The organism is Geodermatophilus sp. SYSU D00815 (genome assembly GCF_054050035.1).
In genome coordinates this window covers 15,553-36,509 of the sequence record NZ_JBJGYO010000022.1, presented here as the reverse complement: position 1 = coordinate 36,509, position 20,957 = coordinate 15,553, and the positions used below count along the sequence as shown (strand labels likewise).

General features: G+C 75.8%; 20 protein-coding genes. 11 read left to right on the top strand and 9 right to left on the bottom strand.

Going from position 1 to position 20,957, the window contains the following annotated elements; all coding sequences use genetic code 11:
* Positions 1-171 precede the first annotated feature (171 nt).
* The 10 genes from ACI78S_RS19690 (at position 172) to ACI78S_RS19645 (ending at position 8,208) form a co-directional block, all read left to right on the top strand.
* Positions 172-1,362 carry a CaiB/BaiF CoA transferase family protein gene (locus ACI78S_RS19690; protein ID WP_456976469.1) on the top strand — a complete coding sequence of 397 codons (1,191 nt, stop codon included), beginning with the start codon at positions 172-174 and terminating at the stop codon, positions 1,360-1,362.
* On the top strand, positions 1,352-2,194 hold the full coding sequence (locus ACI78S_RS19685) for a citryl-CoA lyase (RefSeq protein WP_456976467.1): 843 nt from the start codon (positions 1,352-1,354) through the stop codon (positions 2,192-2,194). The genes ACI78S_RS19690 and ACI78S_RS19685 overlap by 11 nt, the downstream gene beginning before the upstream one ends.
* Positions 2,187-3,062, top strand: a complete 876-nt coding sequence (locus ACI78S_RS19680; RefSeq protein ID WP_456976465.1) for a DODA-type extradiol aromatic ring-opening family dioxygenase — start codon at positions 2,187-2,189, stop codon at positions 3,060-3,062. The genes ACI78S_RS19685 and ACI78S_RS19680 overlap by 8 nt, the downstream gene beginning before the upstream one ends.
* A complete protein-coding gene (locus ACI78S_RS19675; protein ID WP_456976463.1) occupies positions 3,059-3,418 on the top strand; it encodes a hypothetical protein in 360 nt (119 codons plus the stop codon). Before ACI78S_RS19680 ends, ACI78S_RS19675 begins: the two co-directional genes overlap by 4 nt.
* Before the next feature lie 16 nt (positions 3,419-3,434).
* Positions 3,435-4,406 (top strand): quinone oxidoreductase family protein, encoded by a 972-nt coding sequence (locus ACI78S_RS19670; RefSeq protein WP_456976461.1) that lies wholly within the window; start codon positions 3,435-3,437, stop codon positions 4,404-4,406.
* 19 nt (positions 4,407-4,425) lie between these two features.
* Complete coding sequence (locus tag ACI78S_RS19665) at positions 4,426-5,286, top strand: dioxygenase family protein (RefSeq protein WP_456976459.1); 861 nt, start codon at positions 4,426-4,428, stop codon at positions 5,284-5,286.
* Positions 5,287-5,367: 81 nt separating this feature from the next.
* Positions 5,368-5,979 carry a YceI family protein gene (locus ACI78S_RS19660; protein ID WP_456976457.1) on the top strand — a complete coding sequence of 204 codons (612 nt, stop codon included), beginning with the start codon at positions 5,368-5,370 and terminating at the stop codon, positions 5,977-5,979.
* A gap of 121 nt (positions 5,980-6,100) precedes the next feature.
* Positions 6,101-7,036, top strand: a complete 936-nt coding sequence (locus ACI78S_RS19655; RefSeq protein ID WP_456976455.1) for an FRG domain-containing protein — start codon at positions 6,101-6,103, stop codon at positions 7,034-7,036.
* Entirely contained in the window at positions 7,020-7,799 is a 780-nt protein-coding gene (locus tag ACI78S_RS19650) for a helical backbone metal receptor (protein WP_456976453.1), read from the top strand. The genes ACI78S_RS19655 and ACI78S_RS19650 overlap by 17 nt, the downstream gene beginning before the upstream one ends.
* A gap of 4 nt (positions 7,800-7,803) precedes the next feature.
* On the top strand, positions 7,804-8,208 hold the full coding sequence (locus ACI78S_RS19645) for a DUF2784 domain-containing protein (RefSeq protein WP_456976451.1): 405 nt from the start codon (positions 7,804-7,806) through the stop codon (positions 8,206-8,208).
* On the opposite strand, the gene ACI78S_RS19640 is transcribed toward ACI78S_RS19645, so the two are convergent.
* The 9 genes from ACI78S_RS19640 to ACI78S_RS19600 form a co-directional block, all read right to left on the bottom strand.
* Complete coding sequence (locus tag ACI78S_RS19640; protein WP_456976449.1) at positions 8,144-9,262, bottom strand: nucleotide disphospho-sugar-binding domain-containing protein; 1,119 nt, start codon at positions 9,260-9,262, stop codon at positions 8,144-8,146. The two genes, ACI78S_RS19645 and ACI78S_RS19640, sit on opposite strands and share 65 nt — an antisense overlap.
* 93 nt (positions 9,263-9,355) lie before the next feature.
* Positions 9,356-10,186 (bottom strand): 3-methyl-2-oxobutanoate hydroxymethyltransferase, encoded by an 831-nt coding sequence (gene panB, locus ACI78S_RS19635; protein ID WP_456976447.1) that lies wholly within the window; start codon positions 10,184-10,186, stop codon positions 9,356-9,358.
* Positions 10,183-12,021, bottom strand: a complete 1,839-nt coding sequence (locus ACI78S_RS19630) for an NAD+ synthase (RefSeq protein WP_456976445.1) — start codon at positions 12,019-12,021, stop codon at positions 10,183-10,185. Before ACI78S_RS19630 ends, panB begins: the two co-directional genes overlap by 4 nt.
* Before the next feature lie 46 nt (positions 12,022-12,067).
* Positions 12,068-12,550: a SixA phosphatase family protein gene (locus tag ACI78S_RS19625; protein WP_456976443.1), complete on the bottom strand. Its 483-nt coding sequence runs from the start codon at positions 12,548-12,550 to the stop codon at positions 12,068-12,070.
* A gap of 21 nt (positions 12,551-12,571) precedes the next feature.
* Positions 12,572-13,393, bottom strand: a complete 822-nt coding sequence (locus ACI78S_RS19620) for a slipin family protein (RefSeq protein WP_456976441.1) — start codon at positions 13,391-13,393, stop codon at positions 12,572-12,574.
* A gap of 78 nt (positions 13,394-13,471) precedes the next feature.
* The gene (locus tag ACI78S_RS19615) at positions 13,472-13,924 is read right to left on the bottom strand and encodes an N-acetyltransferase family protein (RefSeq protein WP_456976439.1); all 453 of its coding nucleotides are present in this window, start codon (positions 13,922-13,924) and stop codon (positions 13,472-13,474) included.
* A gap of 28 nt (positions 13,925-13,952) precedes the next feature.
* Positions 13,953-17,204, bottom strand: coding sequence for a heavy metal translocating P-type ATPase (locus ACI78S_RS19610; RefSeq protein ID WP_456976437.1), 3,252 nt, complete (start codon positions 17,202-17,204; stop codon positions 13,953-13,955).
* A 10-nt stretch (positions 17,205-17,214) separates the two neighbouring features.
* Entirely contained in the window at positions 17,215-17,688 is a 474-nt protein-coding gene (locus ACI78S_RS19605) for a hypothetical protein (RefSeq protein WP_456976435.1), read from the bottom strand.
* A 28-nt stretch (positions 17,689-17,716) separates the two neighbouring features.
* A complete protein-coding gene (locus tag ACI78S_RS19600; RefSeq protein WP_456976433.1) occupies positions 17,717-17,950 on the bottom strand; it encodes a heavy-metal-associated domain-containing protein in 234 nt (77 codons plus the stop codon).
* 241 nt (positions 17,951-18,191) lie between these two features.
* On the opposite strand from ACI78S_RS19600, the gene ACI78S_RS19595 reads away from it, so the two are divergent.
* Positions 18,192-20,909, top strand: a complete 2,718-nt coding sequence (locus tag ACI78S_RS19595; RefSeq protein ID WP_456976431.1) for an ATP-binding protein — start codon at positions 18,192-18,194, stop codon at positions 20,907-20,909.
* Positions 20,910-20,957: the final 48 nt, after the last annotated feature.

The window sequence follows — 20,957 nt, the reverse complement described above, 5'->3', positions numbered from 1 at the left end:
GTGACGGTCGGCACATGTCAAGCCCCCGGATGCGGCAGAATGGCCCCGGACCAGCGGCGACACGGGAACGGCCGGGGCTCGCTTGACACCGTCGAGCGGGCGTCGAAGACTGCCGCCGAAAGCGGACGCATGTCCGCATCGCGGACGACGAGGGAAGGCGCGCACCGACCGATGACCTCCGCACCCCCGGGCCCGCGGCCGGGCGGCCCGCTGGCCGGCCTGCTCGTCGCCGACTTCTCCCGCATCCTGGCCGGCCCGTACTCGACGATGCTGCTGGCCGACCTCGGCGCCGAGGTGGTCAAGGTCGAGGGTCCGCGCGGCGACGACACCCGCACCTGGCAGCCGCCGGTGCGCGAGGTCGACGGGCAGGGCGTCTCGACGTACTACCTGGGCGTCAACCGCAACAAGCGCTCGATCGCCCTCGACCTCAAGGACCCCGGCGACGTCGCGGTGGCGCAGGAGCTCGCCCGGCGGGCCGACGTCCTGGTGGAGAACTTCAAGCCCGGCGGCCTGGCCCGCTTCGGCCTGGACTACGGCACCGTGGCCGCGACCAACCCGGGCGTCGTCTACGCCTCGATCACCGGCTTCGGCAGCCAGCCCGGCGGCGCGGAGCTGCCCGGCTACGACCTGATCGTGCAGGCCATCTCCGGCCTGATGAGCCTCACCGGCGACCCGGACGGCGAGCCGTACCGGGCCGGTGTCGCCGTCTTCGACGTCATGGCCGGCCTGCACGCCACCATCGGCGTCCTCGCGGCGCTCAACCGGCGGCACGAGACCGGCCGCGGGCAGCACGTGCAGGTCAACCTCCTGGCCAGCGCGCTCTCGGGGCTGGTCAACCAGACCAGCGCGTTCGTCGCCGGCGGCGTCGTCCCGTTCCGGATGGGCAACAGCCACCCCAGCCTGTTCCCCTACGAGCCGCTGCCCTGCGCCGACGGCGAGCTGATCGTCACCGCGGGCAACGACGGCCAGTTCCGCAAGCTGTGCGAGGTGCTCGGCGTGCCCGAGCTGGTCGACGACCCGCGCTTCGCGCACAACGAGGACCGCACCGCCAACCGCGACGCGCTGCGCCCGCTGCTCGTCGAGCGGCTGCGCACCCGGGGCAAGCTGGAGTGGTTCCGCGAGATCATCGCCGCCGGCGTGCCCTGCGGGCCGATCAACACCGTCGACCAGGGCGTCGCCTTCGCCGAGGAGGTCGGGCTGGAGCCGGTGGTCACCGTGGGCGAGGGCGACGCCGCCGTGCCCTCGGTGCGCAACCCGATCCGGTTCTCCGACACCCCGCCCGACTACCGGCTGCCGCCGCCGTCGGTCGACGAGCACGGCGCGGAGATCCGCGCGTGGCTGGGGGACGGCCGTGCCCGCTGACGAGCCGCCGGTCTACCCGACCGCGCTGGGCGCCTCGAGCCTGCACCGCATCACGCTGCTCGGGCACGACCTCGCCGACGACGTCATGGGGAAGGTGGGCTTCGGCGAGCTGGCCTTCTGGCTGGCCACGCAGCGCCGGCCCTCGCCGGGCGAGACGCGCGTGTTCGAGGCGGTGCTGGCCGCGCTGGCCGACCACGGGTTCACGCCGACGGCGATCGTCACCCGGCTGACCCACCTGTCGGCGCCCGACTCGGTGCAGGGGGCGCTGGCCGCCGGGCTGCTCGGCGGCGGCTCCCGCTTCCTCGGCGTCACCGAGGACTGCGGCCGGTTCCTGCACGACGTCCTCACCGGGGTGGACGGCGACCTGCCCACCGACGACGCCGGCTGGGACGCCCTCGCGCTGGAGACGGTCACCGCCCAGCGGGCCGCGAAGCGGTTCGTGCCGGGGCTGGGCCACCACGTGCACAAGGAGGGCGACCCGCGCACCCCGCGGCTGTTCGAGATCGCGGCCGAGGAGGGCCTGGTCGGCCCGCACCTGACGCTGTTCGCCGCGATCGGCCGGGTGCACCCGCGGGTGCTGGGCAGGACGCTGCCGCTCAACGGCGCCGGCGTCTGCGGGGCGGCGCTGGCCGACCTCGGCCTGCCGCTGGAGCTGCTGCGCGGGTTCGCCCTGCTGGCCCGCACCGCGGGGCTCATCGGGCAGCTCGCCGAGGAGCTGCGCCACCCGGTGGCCGACCAGATCTTCCTGTCGGTGGACCTGAACAACCGCTCGGTGGCCCCCGACCCGTACGTTCCGGACAGCATCGATGGAGACGGAGGCCGAGATGGCTGAAGTGGCCGCGGTGATCGCGTCCACCCACCACCCCTTCTACTACCGGGCGAGCACCTCGACCGGCGCCGACCGCCCACCGTTCGCTGACGAGTGGGTGGCCAAGATCGAGCGCTTCCGCGAGACGCTCACGGCGGCCGAGCCCGACGTCCTGGTGATGGTGGGCAGCGACCACTTCCACCAGCTGTGGCTGGACAACATGCCGCAGTTCCTGATCGGCAAGGCGCCCTGGTTCGACGCCAACTGGTACAACGAAGAGCGCGAGTTCGGCCTGCCGCGGATGAAGCTGCGCGGCGAGGAGGACCTGGCCGCCCACCTGCTGCGCGACGGCCTCGACCGCGACTTCGACCTGGCGTTCTCCAACGAGCTGCGGATCGACCACAGCATCACGTGCCCGATCATCACGCTGCGCCCGCAGGCCGACCTGCCGATCGTGCCGGTCTACACGAACATCTTCGCCCCGCCGCTGCCCCAGCCGCGGCGCTTCGTCCAGCTGGGCCGGGCGATCCGGGAGATGGTCGAGTCCTGGGAGAGCGACAAGCGGGTGGCGATCATCGGCACCGGTCACCTGTCGCTGGAGCTGGGCGGCCCCCGCCAGTTCGGCGAGCACGGGCCCGACCCGGAGTTCGACCGCAGGGCCGTGGAGTGGATCGCCTCCGGCGACATCGACGGCTGCCTGGCCGAGGTGACGCTGGACAGTCTGCACGCCCCGGGCAACGCCACCCACGGCTTCATGGACTTCATGCTGATGATGGGCGTCGCCGGCGAGGGGCAGAAGGCCGACCACGTCGACACCCTGGACCTGTTCCACACCATGGAGGCCTACTTCACCTGGTACCCGAACGGGGTCCCGTCGGAGGTGGCCCGGTGAGCAAGTACCTGCTCGACAAGTTCCTCTACACCGTCGACCGCGACGCCGACCTGGTCGAGCGCTACCGCGAGGACCCCGCCGGCACCGTGCGGTGGTGGGAGGCCGAGATGGCCAACCGCATCCTCAACTGCACCGGCCCCGAGCAGAGCACCTGGCTGGAGTTCACCGACGACGAGCGGCGGGCGCTGGCCGAGCACGACCACGTCGCGCTGTTCCAGATGGGCGCGCACCCGTTCCTCACGCTCACGCTGTTCATCGCGATGTTCGAGCGCGACCACGGCCCGCTGGAGTACCAGAAGGCCTACGCGAAGGCCATGGAGCACATCTCGCTGCCGTACCCCGACATCGCGACCTGAGAGGAGGAGGTCCACCGTGCGCGCAGCCGTCCTGAGCCGGCACGGGGAGCCGCCCGCCTTCGGCGAGCACCCCGACCCCGCGGAGGGCCCGGGCCAGGCCCTCGTCCGCGTCACCGCGGCGCCGGTGGTGCCGCTCGACCTGCTCTGCGCCAGCGGCAGGTCGTACTTCGGCCCGCCGCCGCTGCCGTACGTGCCGGGGGACCAGGGCGTGGGCGTGGTGGAGCGTTCGGCCGTGCACGCCCCGGGCACGCGGGTCTTCTTCGTCACCGCCGCCGGCAGGGTGCCCCGCGACGGCAGCCTCGCGGAGCGCGCGCTGGTCCCGGAGGAGGATCTCGTCCCGCTGCCGCCCGGCGTCCCGGACGAGCTCGCCGCCGCGGTGGGGCTCTCCGGGGTGGCCGCCTGGATGGCGCTCACCTGGCGGGCGCAGCTGGAACCGGGCGAGCGCGTGCTCGTGCTCGGTGGCGGTGGCGCCGTGGGCCAGGCGGCGCTCGGCGCGGCCCGGGCGCTCGGGGCGGCGCGGGTGGTCGCCGTCGTCCGCGACGACGCCGCCGAGGAGCGGGCCCGGCGAGCCGGCGCGCAGGAGGTCGTGCGGCTCGCCGCCGATCCCGACGAGCTGACCGAGCGGCTGACCGCGGCGCTCGACGGCACCGTCGACGTCGTCGTCGACCCGGTGTTCGGGCCGGCGGCCACGGCCGCGGCCCGCGTGCTCGCCCCCTGCGGGCGGCTGGTCAACATCGGCGGCGCCATGGGCGACACGGCCGAGTTCTCGTCCTCGGTGCTGCGGTCGAGGACGATCAGCGTCCTGGGCTACACGAACAACGGCATCACCGTCGAGCAGCGCCGCGAGGCGCTGACCGCCGTCACCACCCACGCCGCGGCCGGCCGGCTGACCGTCGCCGCCGAGACGCTCCCCCTGTCCGACGTGGCCGCGGCCTGGCACCGTCAGGCCGCCGGCGACGCCGGTGTCCGGTTCGTCCTCATCCCCTAGGAGCCAGTGGAGGCACGCAGTGCAGCTCGTCACCGAGGACAACATCACCGACCTGGCCGCCCAGCGCTGGGGCACCGCGCACGACCCGCGGACGGCGGAGCTCATGTCCGCGCTCGTGCGCCACCTGCACGCCTTCGCCCGCGAGGTGCGGCTGACCGAGGCCGAGTGGATGGCCGCGATCCAGTGGCTCACCCGCACCGGGCAGATCAGCGACGAGAAGCGGGAGGAGTTCATCCTCGCCTCCGACGTCCTCGGGCTGTCGATGCTCGTCGTCCAGATGAACCACCGGCTCGACCCGCGGGCCACGCCGGCCACCGTGCTGGGCCCGTTCCACATCGAGGGCTCCCCGGAGCTCGGCTTCGGCGAGGACATGTCGCAGGGGCTGCCCGGCACGCCGCTGTACGTGCACGGCGTGGTGCGCGACCTCGAGGGCGACCCGGTGCCGGGCGCCGTCCTCGACATCTGGCAGGCCGACAACGAGGGGCTCTACGAGTCGCAGCACGCCGACGTGGACGAGGCCCGGCTGCGCGCGAAGTACACCAGCCGCGAGGACGGCAGCTACTGCGTGCGCACGGTGGCGCCGCTGGGCTACACGATCCCGATGGACGGCCCGGTGGGCGAGCTGATCCAGCGCACCGAGATCAGCCACTTCCGGCCCGCGCACGTGCACTTCCTGCTCAACGTGCCCGGCTACGAGCCGCTGATCACCCACCTGTTCCAGGAGGGCGCCGACTACCTCGACAGCGACGTCGTCTTCGGCGTCAAGGCCGAGCTCGTGGTGAAGTACGAGGAGCGCGCGCCGGGGGGGACGCCCGACGGCGGCACCATCGACCGTCCCTGGTACGAGGCGCGCTACGACTTCGTGCTCCAGCCCCGCTGACCTCCCCACCGGTGCCGTCCCCCGCGTCATCGGGAACGATGGGGGCCGCGGGGGACGGATCTGGGGGAGTGGGGGACGACGGTGGGCAGACACCGGGCACCGGACAGCGACGCGAGCGACTTCGAGGCGCCGACCAGCGCCGTCCCCGACGTCACCGGGGACTACGTCGTCGACGTGCAGCACACCCGGATCGGCATCCGGGCCCGGCACGCCATGGTCACGACGGTCCGCGGCTCGTTCTCCGACTTCGAGGGCGCCGCGCACCTCGACTACGAGAACCCGGCGGCCAGCGCGGTGGCCCTGCGCATCCGGACGGCGACCATCGACACCGGCGTGGCCGACCGCGACGCCCACCTGCGCTCGCCCGACTTCCTCGACGTCGAGCGCTACCCGGAGATCACCTTCGAGTCGACCGCCGTCGAGGAGATCGACGACGACCTGTACCGGGTCACCGGGAACCTGACGATCAAGGACGTCACCCGGCCGGTCTCGGTGGACTTCGCGCTCACCGGCTCCGCGCTGGACCCGTGGGGCAACCTCCGCGTCGGGTTCGAGGGCGCGGTGGCGATCAAGCGCAGCGACTGGGGGCTGACCTGGAACACCGCCCTCGACACCGGCGGGGTGCTGGTCAGCGACCGGATCCAGATCGAGTTCGACGTCTCCGCGATCCGCAGCGACGCCCCCGCCGGCTGATCCCCGACGGCGCTCGGCCCACCGGTCGTCGCCGCCGGCGCGGAAGTTGTCCGACCCCGGCCGCAGACTCGAGCGCGGACGCCGGGAGGCGGCGTCGGCGACGAGGGGGTGTTCGGGGAGCGTGGCGGACCAGGCCGACCCGCGGTGGACCAGCAGCGGCTGGGGGCTCGCCGTCACGACGCAGGAGCAGGTGTTCCGCGCGATCACCCGGATCGTCACGCTGGCGCCCGGCCGGCGCTACGTCTGGCGGGGGTGCGGCGACCGCTCCCACCGGATCCGGTCGGGGCTGCTGCGCGGCCTGATCATCGACGAGTCCGAGCCGCTGCCCACCGAGCTCGAGCTGCGGCAGCGGGAGGTGGCGATCCTGCGGGAGGCCCGCGCGTGGGGCCTGGCCCCGGAGCTCGGCCAGCACGCCTCCGACCTCGCCCTGCTCGCCCACCTGCACCAGCACGGGGTGCCCACGCGGCTGCTCGACGTCACCGACAACCCGATGACGGCGCTGTGGTTCGCCTGCGAGGGGGGCGACGAGGCGGGGGTGCTGTTCGCCTTCGACGTCACCGACCTCCCGGCGTACGGCACGACCGATCCGCACGACCGGGCGCGGCCGCTCGAGTGGTCGCTGCGCCACGCGCTCGCCGTGTCGGCGAAGACCGGGTCGCCGTTCCTGGTCCGCCCGACCCTGCGGACCGCCCGGCTGCAGGCGCAGGAGGGCCTGTTCCTCGCCGGGGCGGCGCCCCTGGGGCCCGCCCCGGCCGGCATCGACGGCCTGCCGCTGCCGTCCGCCGAGCCGCCGGGCCGGGAGAAGCTGGCGAGCCTGGTCGCGCCCGGGGAGCGCGCGGCGGGCCGGCCGGGCCGGTTGCCGTTCTGCGCGGTCGTGGTGCCCGCCCGCATGAAGCGGAAGATCCGCGAGCACCTCACCGCGCTCAACCGGCGGCGCAGCACCGTCTACCCCGACGTCGAGGGCTTCCGCGACGCCCTGCGCGACGGCGACGTCCGGCTCCACCCGCTGCCCGAGGTGGTCCCGGCGCACGACGACGTCGATGCCGCCGCGGGCTGACCGCGAGCTCCGCGACGACCGCGGGACGGCCCGTCCCGGCCCCCCGCCGCGGCGCGTCGTGTCGCTGGTCCCGTCGCTGACGGAGGCGATCGCGGCGACCGCGCCCGGGCTGCTCGTGGGCGCCACCGACTGGTGCACCCACCCGGCCGGCCTGGAGGTGGCCCGGGTCGGCGGCACCAGGTGGCCCGACGTCGACCGCGTCCTGGCCCTGCGCCCCGACCTGGTCGTGGCCAACGCCGAGGAGAACCGCGACGAGGACGTCGCGGCGCTGCGGGCCGCCGGCGTGCCGGTCCGGCTCACCGCGCCGGCGACGGTCGACGGGGCGCTGGACTCGCTCCGCCGGCTCTGCGCCGCCCTCGGCCACCCCGACCCGCCGTGGCTGCGGGCGGCCCGCGCGGCGTGGCGCCCACCGCCGTCGCTGCCGCCGGTGCGCGCCGTCGTCCCGATCTGGCGGCGGCCGTGGATGGTGCTGGGCCGCGACACCTTCGCCGGCGACGTGCTGGCCCGGCTCGGCGTGGTCAACGTCTTCGCCCGGCACGCCGACCGGTACCCGCGGCTCACCCCGGCCGAGGTGGCCGCCGTCGACGCCGACCTCGTCGTCCTCCCCGACGAGCCGTACGCGTTCGGGCCCGACGACGGTCCCGAGGCGTGGCCGCGGGCCCGGCCGGCGTTCGTCAGCGGCCGGCACCTCACCTGGTACGGGCCGTCGCTGGTCGAGGCCCCGCGGGTGCTCACGCGGCAGCTGCGATCCGGGGCAGACTGACGACGTGCTCCTGGCCGGCGCGGTGGCGGTGGCGGTGCTGCACGGCGCCGCGGTGCTGTTCATGCTCACCGGCGCGCTGCTGGCGGCGCGCCGGCCGCGGCTGCTGCTCCTGCACGCGCCGGTGGCCGCGATCATCCTCGCGGTGAACCTGGCCGGTGCGCCCTGCCCGCTGACCGTGTGGGAGCTCGACCTGCGGGCCGCGGCCGGCGCGCCGGCGTACGAGGGCGGCTTCCTGGGCCACTACCTGTTCGCCCCGCTCGGGCTCGACGTGCGCAGCACCGCGGTGCAGGTCGGCATGTACGCGGTGGCGGCGGGCCTGAACGCGCTCGGGTACGGGCTCGCGCTCAGCCGCGCACGCGCGCGGCGGCGGTCTCCAGCACCGGCACGAGCTCGGCCGGGGGCGGCATAGCCGCGATCTCCGCGGCGACCTCGCGGGCCGCGGCGGTGAGCGCGGCGTCGGCGACCAGCCGCTCGAGCAGGGCGGGGGAGAGGTCCGGCAGGTCGGCGGCGAGGCCGGCGCCGCGGGCGGCGACCAGGTCGGCGTTGACCCGGCGGTCGCCGGCGCCGCGGACGACCAGCTGCGGCACCCCGGCGGCCAGCGCGGTGAGCAGCGTGCCGGCGCCGCCGTGGTGGACGATCCCGGCGGCGGCGGGCAGCACGGCGGGGAACGGGAGCCAGTCCGTCGTCCGCACGTTGGGCGCCAGCTCCTTCCGCGCCACCCAGCGGTCGGGCCGCACCAGGACGACGTCCAGATCGGTCCCGGCCGCCGCCGCGGCGACCGCCATCATCAGCCGGTCGCGGCGCGGGTCGGCCACCGTGCTGCGGCTGACCAGCACCCGCGGCCGCGCGCCGGGGCGGGTGAACTCCTCGGGGAACGGGCGCTCGGGGGTCGCGGCCACGAAGCGCATCGGCCGCCCGCGGCGCGGGCCCACCAGGCTGGCCGGCGCGGTGACCAGCACCTCCGCCGGCGTCGGGAACGCCGCCGCGCCCCGCCGCGGGACGTAGTCGGCGAGCACCGCGGCGAACAGCTCCTCGGCGTCGAACAGGTTTCCCTCCACCAGCACGGCCGGCACCCGCTGCCGGGCCGCGGCCTCCGCCCCCGCGGGCGCCAGGGGCTCGTGGACGACGAGGTCGGGGCCGAACCGCCGGGCCAGCTCGGCGACGCCGTCGGCCATGCGCTCGCCGACCGCCCCGAACAGGATCCGCACCGCCCGGGTGCCGGCGCGGCCGGCCATCTCCTCGCGCATCAGCCGCGGGTGCCGGGAGAGCGCGCGCAGGAACAGCGGCCCGATCCGCAGCCCCGGCGCGACGTCCTCCGCGGCCAGCCCCGCCGGGGCGGCCCCCAGGCCGTCGGCGGCGGTCGCGAGCACGACCTCGTGCCCGGCGTCGCGCAGCGCGGCGGCCAGCGGGACCAGCGGCAGCACGTGACCCGGCAGCGGCGAGGCGACGACGAGGACGCGCATGAGCCGCAACCCTGGCCCGGGGAGGCCCCGCTTTCAAGCCCGTGCCCCGAGGAGCGGGGCCGGAGGGTCCCCCGACGAGCGGGCTGGGGGCAGTCAGTCGAAGGAGTGCTCCGGAGCGGGGAACGTGCCGTTGCGGACCTCGGCCGCGTACTCCTGCGCCGCGCGCAGCAGCTCGGCGCGCAGGTCGGCGTACCTCTTCACGAACCGCGGCACCCGGCCGCCGGTGAGGCCGGCCATGTCGGGCCAGACCAGCACCTGCGCGTCGCAGTCGGCTCCGGCGCCGATGCCGATGGTCGGGATGGCCAGCTCCTTGGTCACCTGCCCGGCGAGCGCGGCGGGCACCATCTCCAGGACGACGGCGAACGCGCCGGCCTCCTGCACCGCGTGCGCGTCGGCCAGCAGCTGCTCCGCGCCCGCCCCGCGGCCCTGCACCCGGAAGCCGCCGAGGGCGTGCTCGCTCTGCGGCGTGAAGCCGATGTGCGCCATCACCGGGACGCCGTTGGCCGCCAGCAGCTCGATCTGCGGTGCGACGCGCACCCCGCCCTCGAGCTTGACCGCCTGCGCGCCGCCCTCCTTCATCAGCCGCACCGCGTTCTCGAACGCCTGCTGCGGCGAGGCCTCGTAGCTGCCGAAGGGCAGGTCGGCGACGATCAGCGACCGCTTCGTTGAGCGGGTGACCGCCTTGGTCATCAGCAGGATGTCGTCGACGGTCACCGGCACGGTCGACGAGTGCCCCAGGACAACGTTGCCGCCGGAGTCGCCGACCAGCATCACCGGGATGCCGGCCTCCTCGAACACCGCGGCGCTGTTGGTGTCGTAGGCGGTGAGCATCGCCCACTTCTCGCCGCGCTCCTTGGCCTGCTGCAGGTGGTGGATGCGCACGCGGGCGGTGGACTGCCCGCCGTAGAGAACGCTCTCGGTCATGAGTGCGATGCCGCTCCTTCGCGGACGCTGGGCAGGCTCTCCCGCCAGCGGTTGGTGATCGGCAGACGCCGATCCCGGCCGAACGCCTTCAGCGAGATCTTCGTTCCCGGCGCCGACTGCCGGCGCTTGAACTCGGCGATGTCCACCAGCCGGAGGACCCGCGCCACCACCTCGGGGTCGTGCCCGCGCTCGAGCAGCTCGGCCATGCCGAGGTCGCGGTCGACGTAGTCGGCCACCACCGCGTCCAGCTCCTCGTAGGAGGGCAGCGAGTCGGAGTCCTTCTGCCCGGGCGCCAGCTCCGCCGACGGCGGCTTGTCGATCGAGTTCTGCGGGATCGGCTCGGTCTCGCCGCGGTCGCGGGCGGCGGCGTTGCGCCAGCGGGCCAGCTCCCACACCAGCGTCTTGGGCACGTCCTTGATCGGCGCGAACCCGCCGGCCGCGTCGCCGTAGAGCGTGGAGTAGCCGACCGCGACCTCGCTCTTGTTGCTCGTGGCCAGCAGCAGGTGGCCGTGCTGGTTGGACAGGCCCATCAGCAGCGTGCCGCGCACCCGGGCCTGCAGGTTCTCCGCCGCCACGCCGGTGAGCTCCACCTGGCCCTCGAAGGCGTCCACGATCGGCGCGATCGGCACCACCGAGTAGTGCAGGCCCAGCCGCTCGGCGAGGTCCTCGGCGTCGGACAGCGAGTGCTCGCTGGACCACTTCGACGGCAGCCCGACGCCGTGCACGCGGTCGGCCCCGAGCGCGTCGACGGCGAGCGTGGCGACCAGCGCCGAGTCGATGCCGCCCGACAGCCCGAGCACCACCGACGGCAGGCCGTTCTTGTCGATGAAGTCCCGCAGGCCCAGCACCAGCGCCCGCCAGACCTCCTCGCAGTCCGACAGCGGCCGCGCCACCGTGCAGGGCCGCGCGGCGAAGGGCTCGACCGGCTCCTCGGAGACCACGTGCCGGTGCACGGTCATCGGGCCGATCCGGCCGTCGCGGCGCTCGCCCACCGCCGCCCGGTCGAGGGTGAGGTCGGCGGTCATCAGGTGCTCGACGAACTGCGGCGCCCGGGCCAGCAGCTCGCCGTCGGCCAGCACGACCATCGAGTCGCCGTCGAAGACCAGCTCGTCCTGGCCGCCCACCTGGTTGCAGTAGACGATCGGCGCGCGCGCCTCGGCGGCCCGCCGGCGCACCAGCGGCAGCCGGGCGTCGTCCTTGGCCCGCTCGTACGGCGAGGCGTTGGGGGAGACGACCAGGTCGACCCCGGCCTGCCCGGCGACGCCGCACGGGCCGCCCTCCACCCAGAGGTCCTCGCAGATGACCAGCGCGACGTCGACGCCGTGCAGCCGGACGACGTGCAGCTCGTTGCCGGGCACGAAGTAGCGGTCCTCGTCGAAGACGCCGTAGTTGGGCAGGTGCCGCTTGTAGTAGCGGGCCACGACCTCGCCGCCGTGCAGCAGCGCGGCGGCGTTGCGCGGGGCGCCGCGGCGCGGGTTGGCGTCGGAGGGGTGGTCGTCCTCGTCGGTGGGCGGGGTGTCGACCGGCGCCGGGCCGGTGCCCTCGGTGTGCGCCAGGTAGCCGACGACGACGGCGGCGCCGCCGAGGCCGCGCCGCTCCAGGTCCGCCGCGAGGTCGACCAGCGCCTGCTCGCTGGCCCGGGCGAACGACTCCCGCAGCACGAGGTCCTCGGGCGGGTACCCGGTCAGCGTCATCTCGGGGAAGACGACGAGGTGGGCGCCGTCCTCGACCGCCTTCGCCGTCCACGTCGTCACCAGCTCGGCGTTGCCCGCCAGGTCGCCGACGCGGGTGTCGACCTGGGCGAGTGCCACCCGCAGCTGCACCGGATCGCTCATGCCCCCAGTCTCGCCGTCGCGCCTGGTCGGCGGCCATCCGGGGCGGTCAGCGGCGGGGGGCGGTGAAGCCGACGAGGGTCGCCCCGCCGAACTCGAGCGCGGCGAACGGCACCGGGACGTCGAACACGGCGACCCCGCCGGCGGGGAAGCCGAGGGCGACGCCGTCGCGGGCCGCGGGAGCGCCCGCGCCGTCGTCCAGCAGGTGGGCCAGCCCGCCCACCGACGGGTTGTGGCCGACGACGGCGAGCGTGCGCACCTCCTCGGGCGTCTCCCGGACGACGGCGAGCAGCAGGTCGACGTCGTTGTCGTAGAGGCGGGGCTCGACCACCGGGCCGACGCCGGTGGCCGCCCGCTCCCACGTCTGCACCGCCCGGCGGGCGGGCGACACCAGCACCCGGTCGGGGCGGGGGAGCGCGGCGCCGAGCGCGGCGGCGTCGCGTTCCCCCCGCTCGGTCAGCGGCCGGTCGGCGTCGACGCGGCCCGCCGCGGCCTCGGCGTGGCGGATCAGCACGAGTCGGCGCGGCTGCACCGGCCGAGTGTGGCAGCCCGGTCAGGCCGGGACGGCCCCGTCCGGCGACGGCGTCCGCGGCGCGGGCACCCCGGGGCGCGGCTCCGGCGGGGTGGCGCGCTCGAGGAAGCGCAGCAGCTCCACCGGGAAGGGCAGCACGACGGTGGAGTTCTTCTCGGCGGCGACCTCCACCATGGTCTGCAGCAGCCGCAGCTGCAGGGCGGCGGGCTGCGCGCTCATCACCGCGGCCGCCTGCGACAGCTTCTCGGAGGCCTGCAGCTCGCCCTCGGCGGTGATCACCCGCGACCGGCGCTCCCGCTCGGCCTCCGCCTGCCGGGCGATGGAGCGCTTCATCGACTCGGGCAGGGCGACGTCCTTGATGTCGACCCGGTCGATGTGGATGCCCCAGTCGACCGCCGGGTTGTCGAGCATCAGCTCCAGCCCCTGGTTGAGCCGCTCCCGGTTGGACAGCAGGTCGTCGAGGTCGCTCTTGCCGATGATCGACCGCAGCGACGCCTGGGCGACCTGGGCGATCGCGGCCTGGTAGTTCTGCACGCCCACGACCACCCGGACCGGGTCGTAGACCTTGTAGTAGACGACCGCGTCGACCTTGACCGTGACGTTGTCGCGGGTGATGCCCTCCTGCGCCGGCACGGGCATGGTCACCACCTGCATGTTCACCTTGTGCAGCCGGTCGGCGAGCGGGGCGATGAAGGTGAGCCCCGGCTCGCGTGGCGCGCCGCGCAGCCGGCCGAAGCGGAGCACCACACCCTTCTCGAACTGGTCCACCACGCGCAGGCTCACGCCGGCGAGCACCGCCAGGCCGAGCAGCACCACCACGAGGACCGTGAGAACGACGTCCATCTCGCCCTCCGCCACCGGCGCCGCGGCGGACGCGCAGGTCGCGTCCGTGCCGCGACGCCTCCTGATGGCGATCTGATGCTAAGCCGGAACGGCTCCGTCCGGGCGCCAGGCGGCGATCTTCTTCGTGCGCACGGTGGCGCCCAGCCGGCGGTAGAACCGCTCGGCGCCGGCGTTGCCCTCCTCCAGCTCCCAGCGGACGAGCAGGCGCTCGGCCGCGGCTCGCCGGCCCAGCTCGGTCATGAGCAGCCGGCCGATCCCGCCGTCCCGGGCGCCGGCGCGCACGAACAGGTCGTCGAGGCGCAGGACGTCCCGGCCCTCCCACAGGTGCAGGCCGCGCAGCGCCGAGACGTACCCGACCGGTTCGCTGTCCCGCTCGGCGAGCAGCACGACGACGTCGTCCCGGCCGAGCATCTCGGCCCAGCGCTGCTCGGTGCCGTCGTAGGCGGCGCCCTCGTGGGCGGCGATCTCGCGCACCATCGTCAGGACGGCGGCGGCGTCGGCCGGGCCGGCGCGGCGGACCTGCACGGTCATCGTCCTCATCTCTCCTCCAGGGGGTGTGTCAGGACGCGGCGACGGTGAACGGGGCGGTGAGCACCCGGCCGTCGGCGAGCCGGAACTGCGCCCACAACCGGTAGACGCCGGGGGTGTCGAACTCGGCGTGCACGGCGAGCTCCGGGCCGAACCGCGTGCCGGGGACGGCGAACACCGGACGGCCGTCGTCGTCGGTGACCTCGGCGTGCTCGTGCGCGAACGTCCGGCCGTCGGCGCGCATGACCACGACGTGCCCGGCCGCGGCGAGGTAGGGCTGCAGGTCGTCGACCGGCCGGCCGGTCGCCGCGTCGGTGAGCACGAAGTCGAGGTCGCTCGCGGCGCCCACCTCCGCCTCGCCGTGCAGCTCCACGCGGACGCCGTCCACGACGACGGCACGCGGGCCGGCGGTGAGCACCTCGGGCGCCGGCGCGGCGCCGCGCACGGTCACCACCTGCCGCTGGTGCAGGTCGCCCATCTCGCCCTCGCGCCGGAACTCGGTGTTGACCACGTAGTCGCCGGCGGTCGGGAACACCAGGTCGACGGCGAGCTCGCCCGGCCGGCCCGTGGGCTGTGGGTGCACGTGGGCGAAGGTGCCGAGGTCGGCGCGGGTGGCGATGAGGTGCATCCACGCCTGGTGGGACCGGGTGAGGTCCTCGACCGGCCGGCCGTCGGCGTCCACGACCGTGGCGACCAGCCGCGCGGGCCGTCCGGGCCGCACGTCGGCGGGCACGTCGAGCCGCACGGACAGCCCCTCCTCGGCCGCCTCGGTGGCCGGCACCTCGGCGGTCATCATCTCGCTCATCGCCGGGCGCATCGGCATGCCGGTCGACTCCGTCCAGGCCAGCAGGCCGTTCATGCCGCGCGAGGCGGCCTCGGTGCGGGAGAGCCAGGTGAACCCGGCGCCGAGGGCGAGCGCGACCACCGCGACGGTGAGCAGGTAGGCCGCCGAGCCGACCCGGGTCCGCAGCGGCGGGTGCGCGATCTCCGCGGCGCCGGCGGGCCGGCGGAACCGGCGCAGCCGCAGCGCGTTGGTCACCACGCTCACCGAGCTCATCGCCATGGCCGCCGAGGCGAGCACCGGGTCGAGCAGCAGCCCGTCCCACCAGTACAGGGCGCCGGCGGCGACGGGGATGAGCAGGACGTTGTAGCCGAACGCCCAGACCAGGCCCTGCCGGATCGTCGCGACGGTGCGCCGGGAGAGGGCGATCGCGGCCACGATGCCGCGCAGGTCGCCGCCGACCAGCGTCACGTCGGAGGCGGCGACGGCGACGTCGGCGCCGGTGCCGATGGCGATGCCGAGGTCGGCGCGGGCCAGCGCGGGCGCGTCGTTGATGCCGTCGCCGACCATCGCCACGACGTGCCCCTCGGCCTGCAGCCGGGCGATCGCGGCGTCCTTCTCGGCCGGCAGGACGTCGGCGACCACGTGCTCGATGCCGACCTCCGCGGCCACGGCGCGCGCGGTGGCCGCGGCGTCGCCGGTGAGCATCCACACCTCGAGGCCGAGGGCCCGCAGCTGCGCCACGGCGTCGGCCGACTCCGGCCGCACCGGGTCCGCGACGGTCACCGCGGCGACGACCTCGCCGTCGACGGCGACGAACACCGGCGTCCGCCCGGCCGCCGCCGCGGCGCGGCCGGCGGCGTCGAGGTCGCCGAGCTCCCGCCCGGCCAGCAGCGCCCGGTTGCCCACCTGCACCCGGCGGCCGGCGACGACGGCGTCGACGCCGCGGCCGGGCACGGCCTCGAACGAGTCGGCGGGCGGGATCGGCAGGCCGCGGTCGCGGGCGGCGCCCACGACCGCCTCGCCGAGGGGGTGCTCGCTGCCGATCTCCGCGGCCGCGGCCAGCGACAGCACCTCGGCCTCGGACCAGCCGGACCGGACGGCGACGTCGACGACGGCGGGCCGGCCGCGCGTGATCGTGCCGGTCTTGTCCAGGACGACGGCGGTGATCCGCCGGGCCTGCTCCAGCGCCTCCCCGTTGCCGATGAGGATGCCGAGCTCGGCGGCCCGGCCGGTGCCGACCATGACCGCCGTGGGCGTGGCCAGCCCGAGCGCGCAGGGGCAGGCGATGATCAGCACGGCGACCGTGGTGGTGATCGCCATGGTCAGCCGGCCCGGCTCGGGCCCGGCCAGCGCCCACACGACGGCGGTGGCCGCGGCCAGCAGCAGCACGACCGGCACGAACCAGGCGGCCACCCGGTCGACGAGGCGCTGCATCGGCGCCTTGCCGCCCTGGGCGTCCTCGACCAGCCGCACGATCTGCGCCAGCGCGGTGTCCTGGCCGACCGCGGTGGCCCGCAGCACGACCGAGCCGGTGCGGTTGAGCGTGGCGCCGATGACCGGGTCGCCGGCCGCCTTGTCGACCGGCAGGCTCTCGCCGGTCAGCATGCTCTCGTCGACGGTGGTGCGGCCCTCGGTGACGACGCCGTCGACCGGCACCTTCTCACCGGGCCGGACGCGCACCAGGTCGCCGACGACGAGCCGCTCGACCGGGACGTCGACCTCGGCGCCGTCGCGCAGCACGCGGGCCGTCGTCGGCGCCAGCCCGACCAGCGCGGTGATGGCCGCCGCCGTCCGCTTCCTCGCCCGCGCCTCCAGCCACCGGCCCATGAGCACGAGCGCGATGACCACCAGCGACGTCTCGAAGTAGACGTGCAGCGGCAGGCCCCAGCTCTCGGCGAGCCCGGGCCAGAGGGTGACGAAGGCGCTGTAGCCGTACGCGACGGCGGTGCCGAGCGCGACCAGCGTGTTCATGGTGGTGCTGCCGTGGCGGGCGGCGGCCCAGGCGGCCCGGTACACGTCGCGGCCGGCCCAGAACTGCACGACGCTGGCGACGACGAGGATCGCCGGCATCAGCCAGTCCATGGTGTCCAGGTGGACGGGCACGTACATGACGGCCATCAGCGCCAGGCCGGTGGCCAGGGCCACCTGCCAGCGCCGCCGCAGCGCGGTCAGCCCGTCGTCGTCCGCCGCCTCCGCCGGGGCGGCCGGCGCCGCGGGCCCGGGGTCAGGGTCGGGGTCGGGACGGCGCACGGTGGCCGAGTAGCCGGCGCGGCCGACGGCCGCGGCCAGGTCGCCCGGGCCGGTGACCGCGGGGTCGTACGCGACCGTGGCGGTCTCGGTCGCCAGGTTCACGGTGGCCTCGCGGACGCCGTCGACCCGGCGCAGGGCCTTCTCCACCCGGCCGACGCACGACGCGCAGGTCATGCCGCCGATCGCGAACGCCTCGGTGACCTCAGGGGTGGCAGCAGGGGTGACGGGAGGGGTGGCGGTGGTGGTCATGGCCGGCGCCTCAGCAGTGCGCGTACTCGGCCGGCCGCAGGGCCATGGCCAGGCCCATCGCGAACAGCATCCCGATGTGGCCCCAGAGCATCATCCCGCCGGCGGTGATCAGGCCGAACGCGAGCGGGACGAACAGGACGAGGAACGGCAGGTACATGGCCGCGCCCATCTCGGCGATCGGGCGCCAGCCGTGGCCGCGGAAGCGCATCCAGGCCGACATGGCGACGGTCATGTTCGTGGCCATGATCAGCGCGCCGGTGTAGTCGTCGCGCATCAGCCAGGAGGCGTCGAGCGCGTCGAGCAGGTAGCTCCAGACCGGGTGCAGGGCCACCATCCCGACGGCCATCGCGACGACCATCTCGAGGTAGTGCAGGACGAACTTCTTCTTGCTGAGGCGGTGCTCGTGCGGGGCCTCGGCGTGCGCGGTCTCGGCGCTCAGGGTCTCGGCGTGCAGGGTCTCGGCGTGGGGTGTCTCGGTGCTCACGGGGTTCTCCGGGCGGGGAGCGGGCTGGTCAGGGGAGGAGGGCGTAGCCGGCCTCGTCGACGGCGGCGGCGATGTCCGCGCGGTCGACCGGGCGCTCGGCGGAGACGGTGACGGTGCCGGTCGGCAGGTCGACGCGCACCGAGCGGACGCCGTCGACGCGGCTGATCTCCTCGGTGATGGCGCGCTCGCAGTGCGCGCAGGTCATGCCGCCGACCTGGAAGGTGGTCGTGCCGACGAAGGCGCGGGGGGTGTGGCTCAGCATGGGGATCGGGCTCCTCGGGGGCCGGTGGATCGGACGCCGTCGAGACTCGTGCGCCGGCCACCGGGGTCGCGCCGGGGAAATCGCCAGGGCGATCGCCGGGTTCGCCGCGGCCGCGACCAGGTGACCCGATCCCGGCGGGTCCCCCTCACCGTGGGACGCGGGGGAGGACCCCCCTGGGGTGAGGGACGACGCGGCGGCGGTGCTACCGGCCGATCCCGTCCCGCAACTAGGCTGCCTCCCCGTGCTGCAGGGCCGGGAGACCGAGCGCGCCGCCGTCGCCGGGCTGGTCGAGCGGATCCGCGGCGGGCACGGCGGCGCCCTGGTGCTGCGCGGGTCCCCGGGAGCGGGCAAGTCCGCGCTGCTGGCCGAGGCGGTCACCGCGACCGAGGGCATGACCCTGCTGCGCACCCAGGGGATCGAGTCGGAGTTCCCGCTGCCCTTCGCCGCGCTGCAGCGGCTGCTGCGCCCGCTCATGGGCGCGGCCGACCGGCTGCCGGCACCGCAGACCCGGGCGCTGCGGGCGGTCTTCGGCGAGGTGGAGGGTGGCGCCGAGGACCGCTTCCTCGTCTACCTCGCGGTGCTGAGCCTGCTGGCCGAGGCCGGCGAGCGGCAGCCGGTGCTCGCCGTCGTCGACGACGCGCACTGGCTCGACGAGGCCTCCGCGAGCGCCCTGCTCTTCGCCGCCCGGCGCCTGGAGCTCGAGCACGTGGGGCTGCTGTTCGCCGCGCGCACCGGCGACGTGCGCACCTTCGACGCCGGCGACCTGCCCGCGGTCGAGCTCGGCGGCCTCGACCGGGAGGCCGCGGCCGCGCTGCTCGGCGCGCTGGCGGGCGTCGCCGTGCCTCCGGCGGTCGGCGACGCGCTGGTGGCCGGCACGGGCGGCAACCCGCTGGCCCTCGTCGAGCTGGCCCGGACCCTGGGCCGCGAGCAGCTGTCCGGCGCGGAGGCGCTACCCGAGCGGCTGCCGCTGACCGAGGGCGTGGAGCGGGCCTTCCTCGAGCGCAGCCGGCGCCTGCCCGACGGCGCGCAGACCCTGCTGCTGGTCGCCGCCGCGGACGACTCGGGCCGCGTCGCCACGGTCCGCGCGGCCGCGGCGGAGCTCGGCGTGGGGGAGGAGGGGCTGGAGGCGGCCGAGCGCTCGGGTCTCGTCCGGTTCCGCGACGGCGTGCTCGAGCTGTGGCACCCGCTGGTGCGCTCGGCCGTCTACGGCGCCGCGACGAGCACGCAGCGGCGGCGGGTGCACCGGGCGCTGGCGGCGGCGATGACGGCCGCGGACGACGTCGACCGCCGCGCCTGGCACCTCGCGGCGTCCGCGGAGCAGCCCGACGAGTCCGTCGTCGCCGAGCTCGACCGGGCCGCCGAGCGCGCGCACCACCGGGGCGGGCACGAGTCGGCGGCCGCCGCGGCCGAGCGGGCCGCCGAGCTGTCGCCGTCCCGGGAGGGCCGGGCGCTGCGGCTCTACACCGCCGCCCGGTGCGCCTGGCTGGCCGCCCAGCCGGCCCGCGCGCGGGGGCTGGCCGACGCCGCGGCGGCGCAGGCCGACGAGCCGGGGCTGCTCGCCGACGTGCGGCGGCTGCGGGCGCGGATCGAGTGGAACACCGGGTCGCTGGACCTCGGGCACCGGCTGGTGCTGGAGGCCGCCGCCGAGGTCGCGCCGCACGACGAGCAGCGGGCGCGGGAGATGGCCATGTTCGCCGCCGCGCTGGCCGCCTTCGGCGCGCGGTCGGGCACCGGCATCGAGCCGACGTCGCTGGTGCCGGTGCCCCCGCCGGACGCCCCCGTGCGGGTGCGCTGCTTCGACGACCTGCTCCGCGGCCTGGCCGCCGTCCCGGCCGGCGACTGGCGGACGGCGGCGACCCACCTGCGCCGGGCCATGGCGCTGGCCGAGGACCTCGCCGACGACGACCAGGACCTGCTGCCGAACCTCGGCATCGCCGCCATGCACATCGGCGACGACGCGGCGGCGTTCCGGTTCGACGACCGGCTGCTGGCGCGGGCCCGCAGCACCGGCGCGCTGGTGATGGTGCTCTACGCGCTGACCCGGAAGGCCTTCCCGCAACTGGCGACCGGGCGTTGGTCCGCGGCGGTGGCCGGGGCGGCCGAGGCGCTGCCGCTGGCCGAGAACACCGGCCAGCGGGGGCTGACCGCGCTGCCGCTCGCCGTGCTGGCGGTGGTCGCCGCCTGGCGGGGGGAGGACGCCGACGAGCACCTGGCCGCGCTGGACGAGATCGTCGCCACCGAGCCGCTGGGGATCCTGGCCGGCACGGTGACCGACCTGGCCCGCTGGGCGCGGGCCGTGCGGGCCGGCGCCGGCTCCGCGGCGTCCCTGCGGTACCTGGCGCAGATCGAGCACCCGCTGGCCCGGCGCTGGGCGGGCCTCGACCGGGTCGAGGCCGCCGTCCACGCCGGCCGGGAGGACCTGGCCCGCGACTGGCTGGCCGACCTGGAGGAGTTCGCCGCGGCCACCGGCTCTGACTGGGCCACCGCGCTGGTCGAGCACGGCCGGGCGGTGCTCGCCGACGGGCCGGCGGCCGAGGAGCACTTCCGGCGGGCGCTGGCCGCGCACGGCCGGTCGGCGCGGGTGCCCGCCCGGGCGCGCACCCAGCTCGCCTACGGCGAGTTCCTCCGCCGCTCGCGCCGGCGGGTCGACGCCCGGGCGCAGCTGCGCGCCGCGCTGGAGACCTTCGAGGACCTCGGCGCCGAGCCCTGGGCCGAGCGGGCCCGCCAGGAGCTGCGCGCGTCCGGGGAGACCGCCCGCCGCCGCGACCAGGGCGAGGTGCCCGCGCTCACCCCGCAGGAGCAGCAGGTCGCCACGCTGGTGCGGCAGGGCCTGACGAACCGGGACATCGCCGCCCGGCTGTTCCTGAGCCCCCGCACCGTCGACTTCCACCTGCGCAACGTGTTCGCCAAGCTCGGCGTCAGCAGCCGGACCGAGCTGGCCGCGCTGGCCCTCGACTGAGCCGATCCCGGTGGTTTCACCGGTCCGAGCCCGCGTCCGCCGTCCCTA

Bases quoted from the DNA above. Each gene is read 5' to 3' on its own strand.
- ACI78S_RS19610 (WP_456976437.1), bottom strand. From the start codon at position 17,204: ATGACCACCACCGCCACCCCTCCCGTCACCCCTGCTGCCACCCCTGAG.
- ACI78S_RS19630 (WP_456976445.1), bottom strand. From the start codon at position 12,021: ATGAGCGATCCGGTGCAGCTGCGGGTGGCACTCGCCCAGGTCGACACC.
- ACI78S_RS19680 (WP_456976465.1), top strand. From the start codon at position 2,187: ATGGCTGAAGTGGCCGCGGTGATCGCGTCCACCCACCACCCCTTCTAC.
- ACI78S_RS19620 (WP_456976441.1), bottom strand. From the start codon at position 13,393: ATGGACGTCGTTCTCACGGTCCTCGTGGTGGTGCTGCTCGGCCTGGCG.
- ACI78S_RS19650 (WP_456976453.1), top strand. From the start codon at position 7,020: ATGCCGCCGCGGGCTGACCGCGAGCTCCGCGACGACCGCGGGACGGCC.
- ACI78S_RS19600 (WP_456976433.1), bottom strand. From the start codon at position 17,950: ATGCTGAGCCACACCCCCCGCGCCTTCGTCGGCACGACCACCTTCCAG.
- ACI78S_RS19640 (WP_456976449.1), bottom strand. From the start codon at position 9,262: ATGCGCGTCCTCGTCGTCGCCTCGCCGCTGCCGGGTCACGTGCTGCCG.
- ACI78S_RS19690 (WP_456976469.1), top strand. From the start codon at position 172: ATGACCTCCGCACCCCCGGGCCCGCGGCCGGGCGGCCCGCTGGCCGGC.
- panB (WP_456976447.1), bottom strand. From the start codon at position 10,186: ATGACCGAGAGCGTTCTCTACGGCGGGCAGTCCACCGCCCGCGTGCGC.
- ACI78S_RS19615 (WP_456976439.1), bottom strand. From the start codon at position 13,924: ATGACCGTGCAGGTCCGCCGCGCCGGCCCGGCCGACGCCGCCGCCGTC.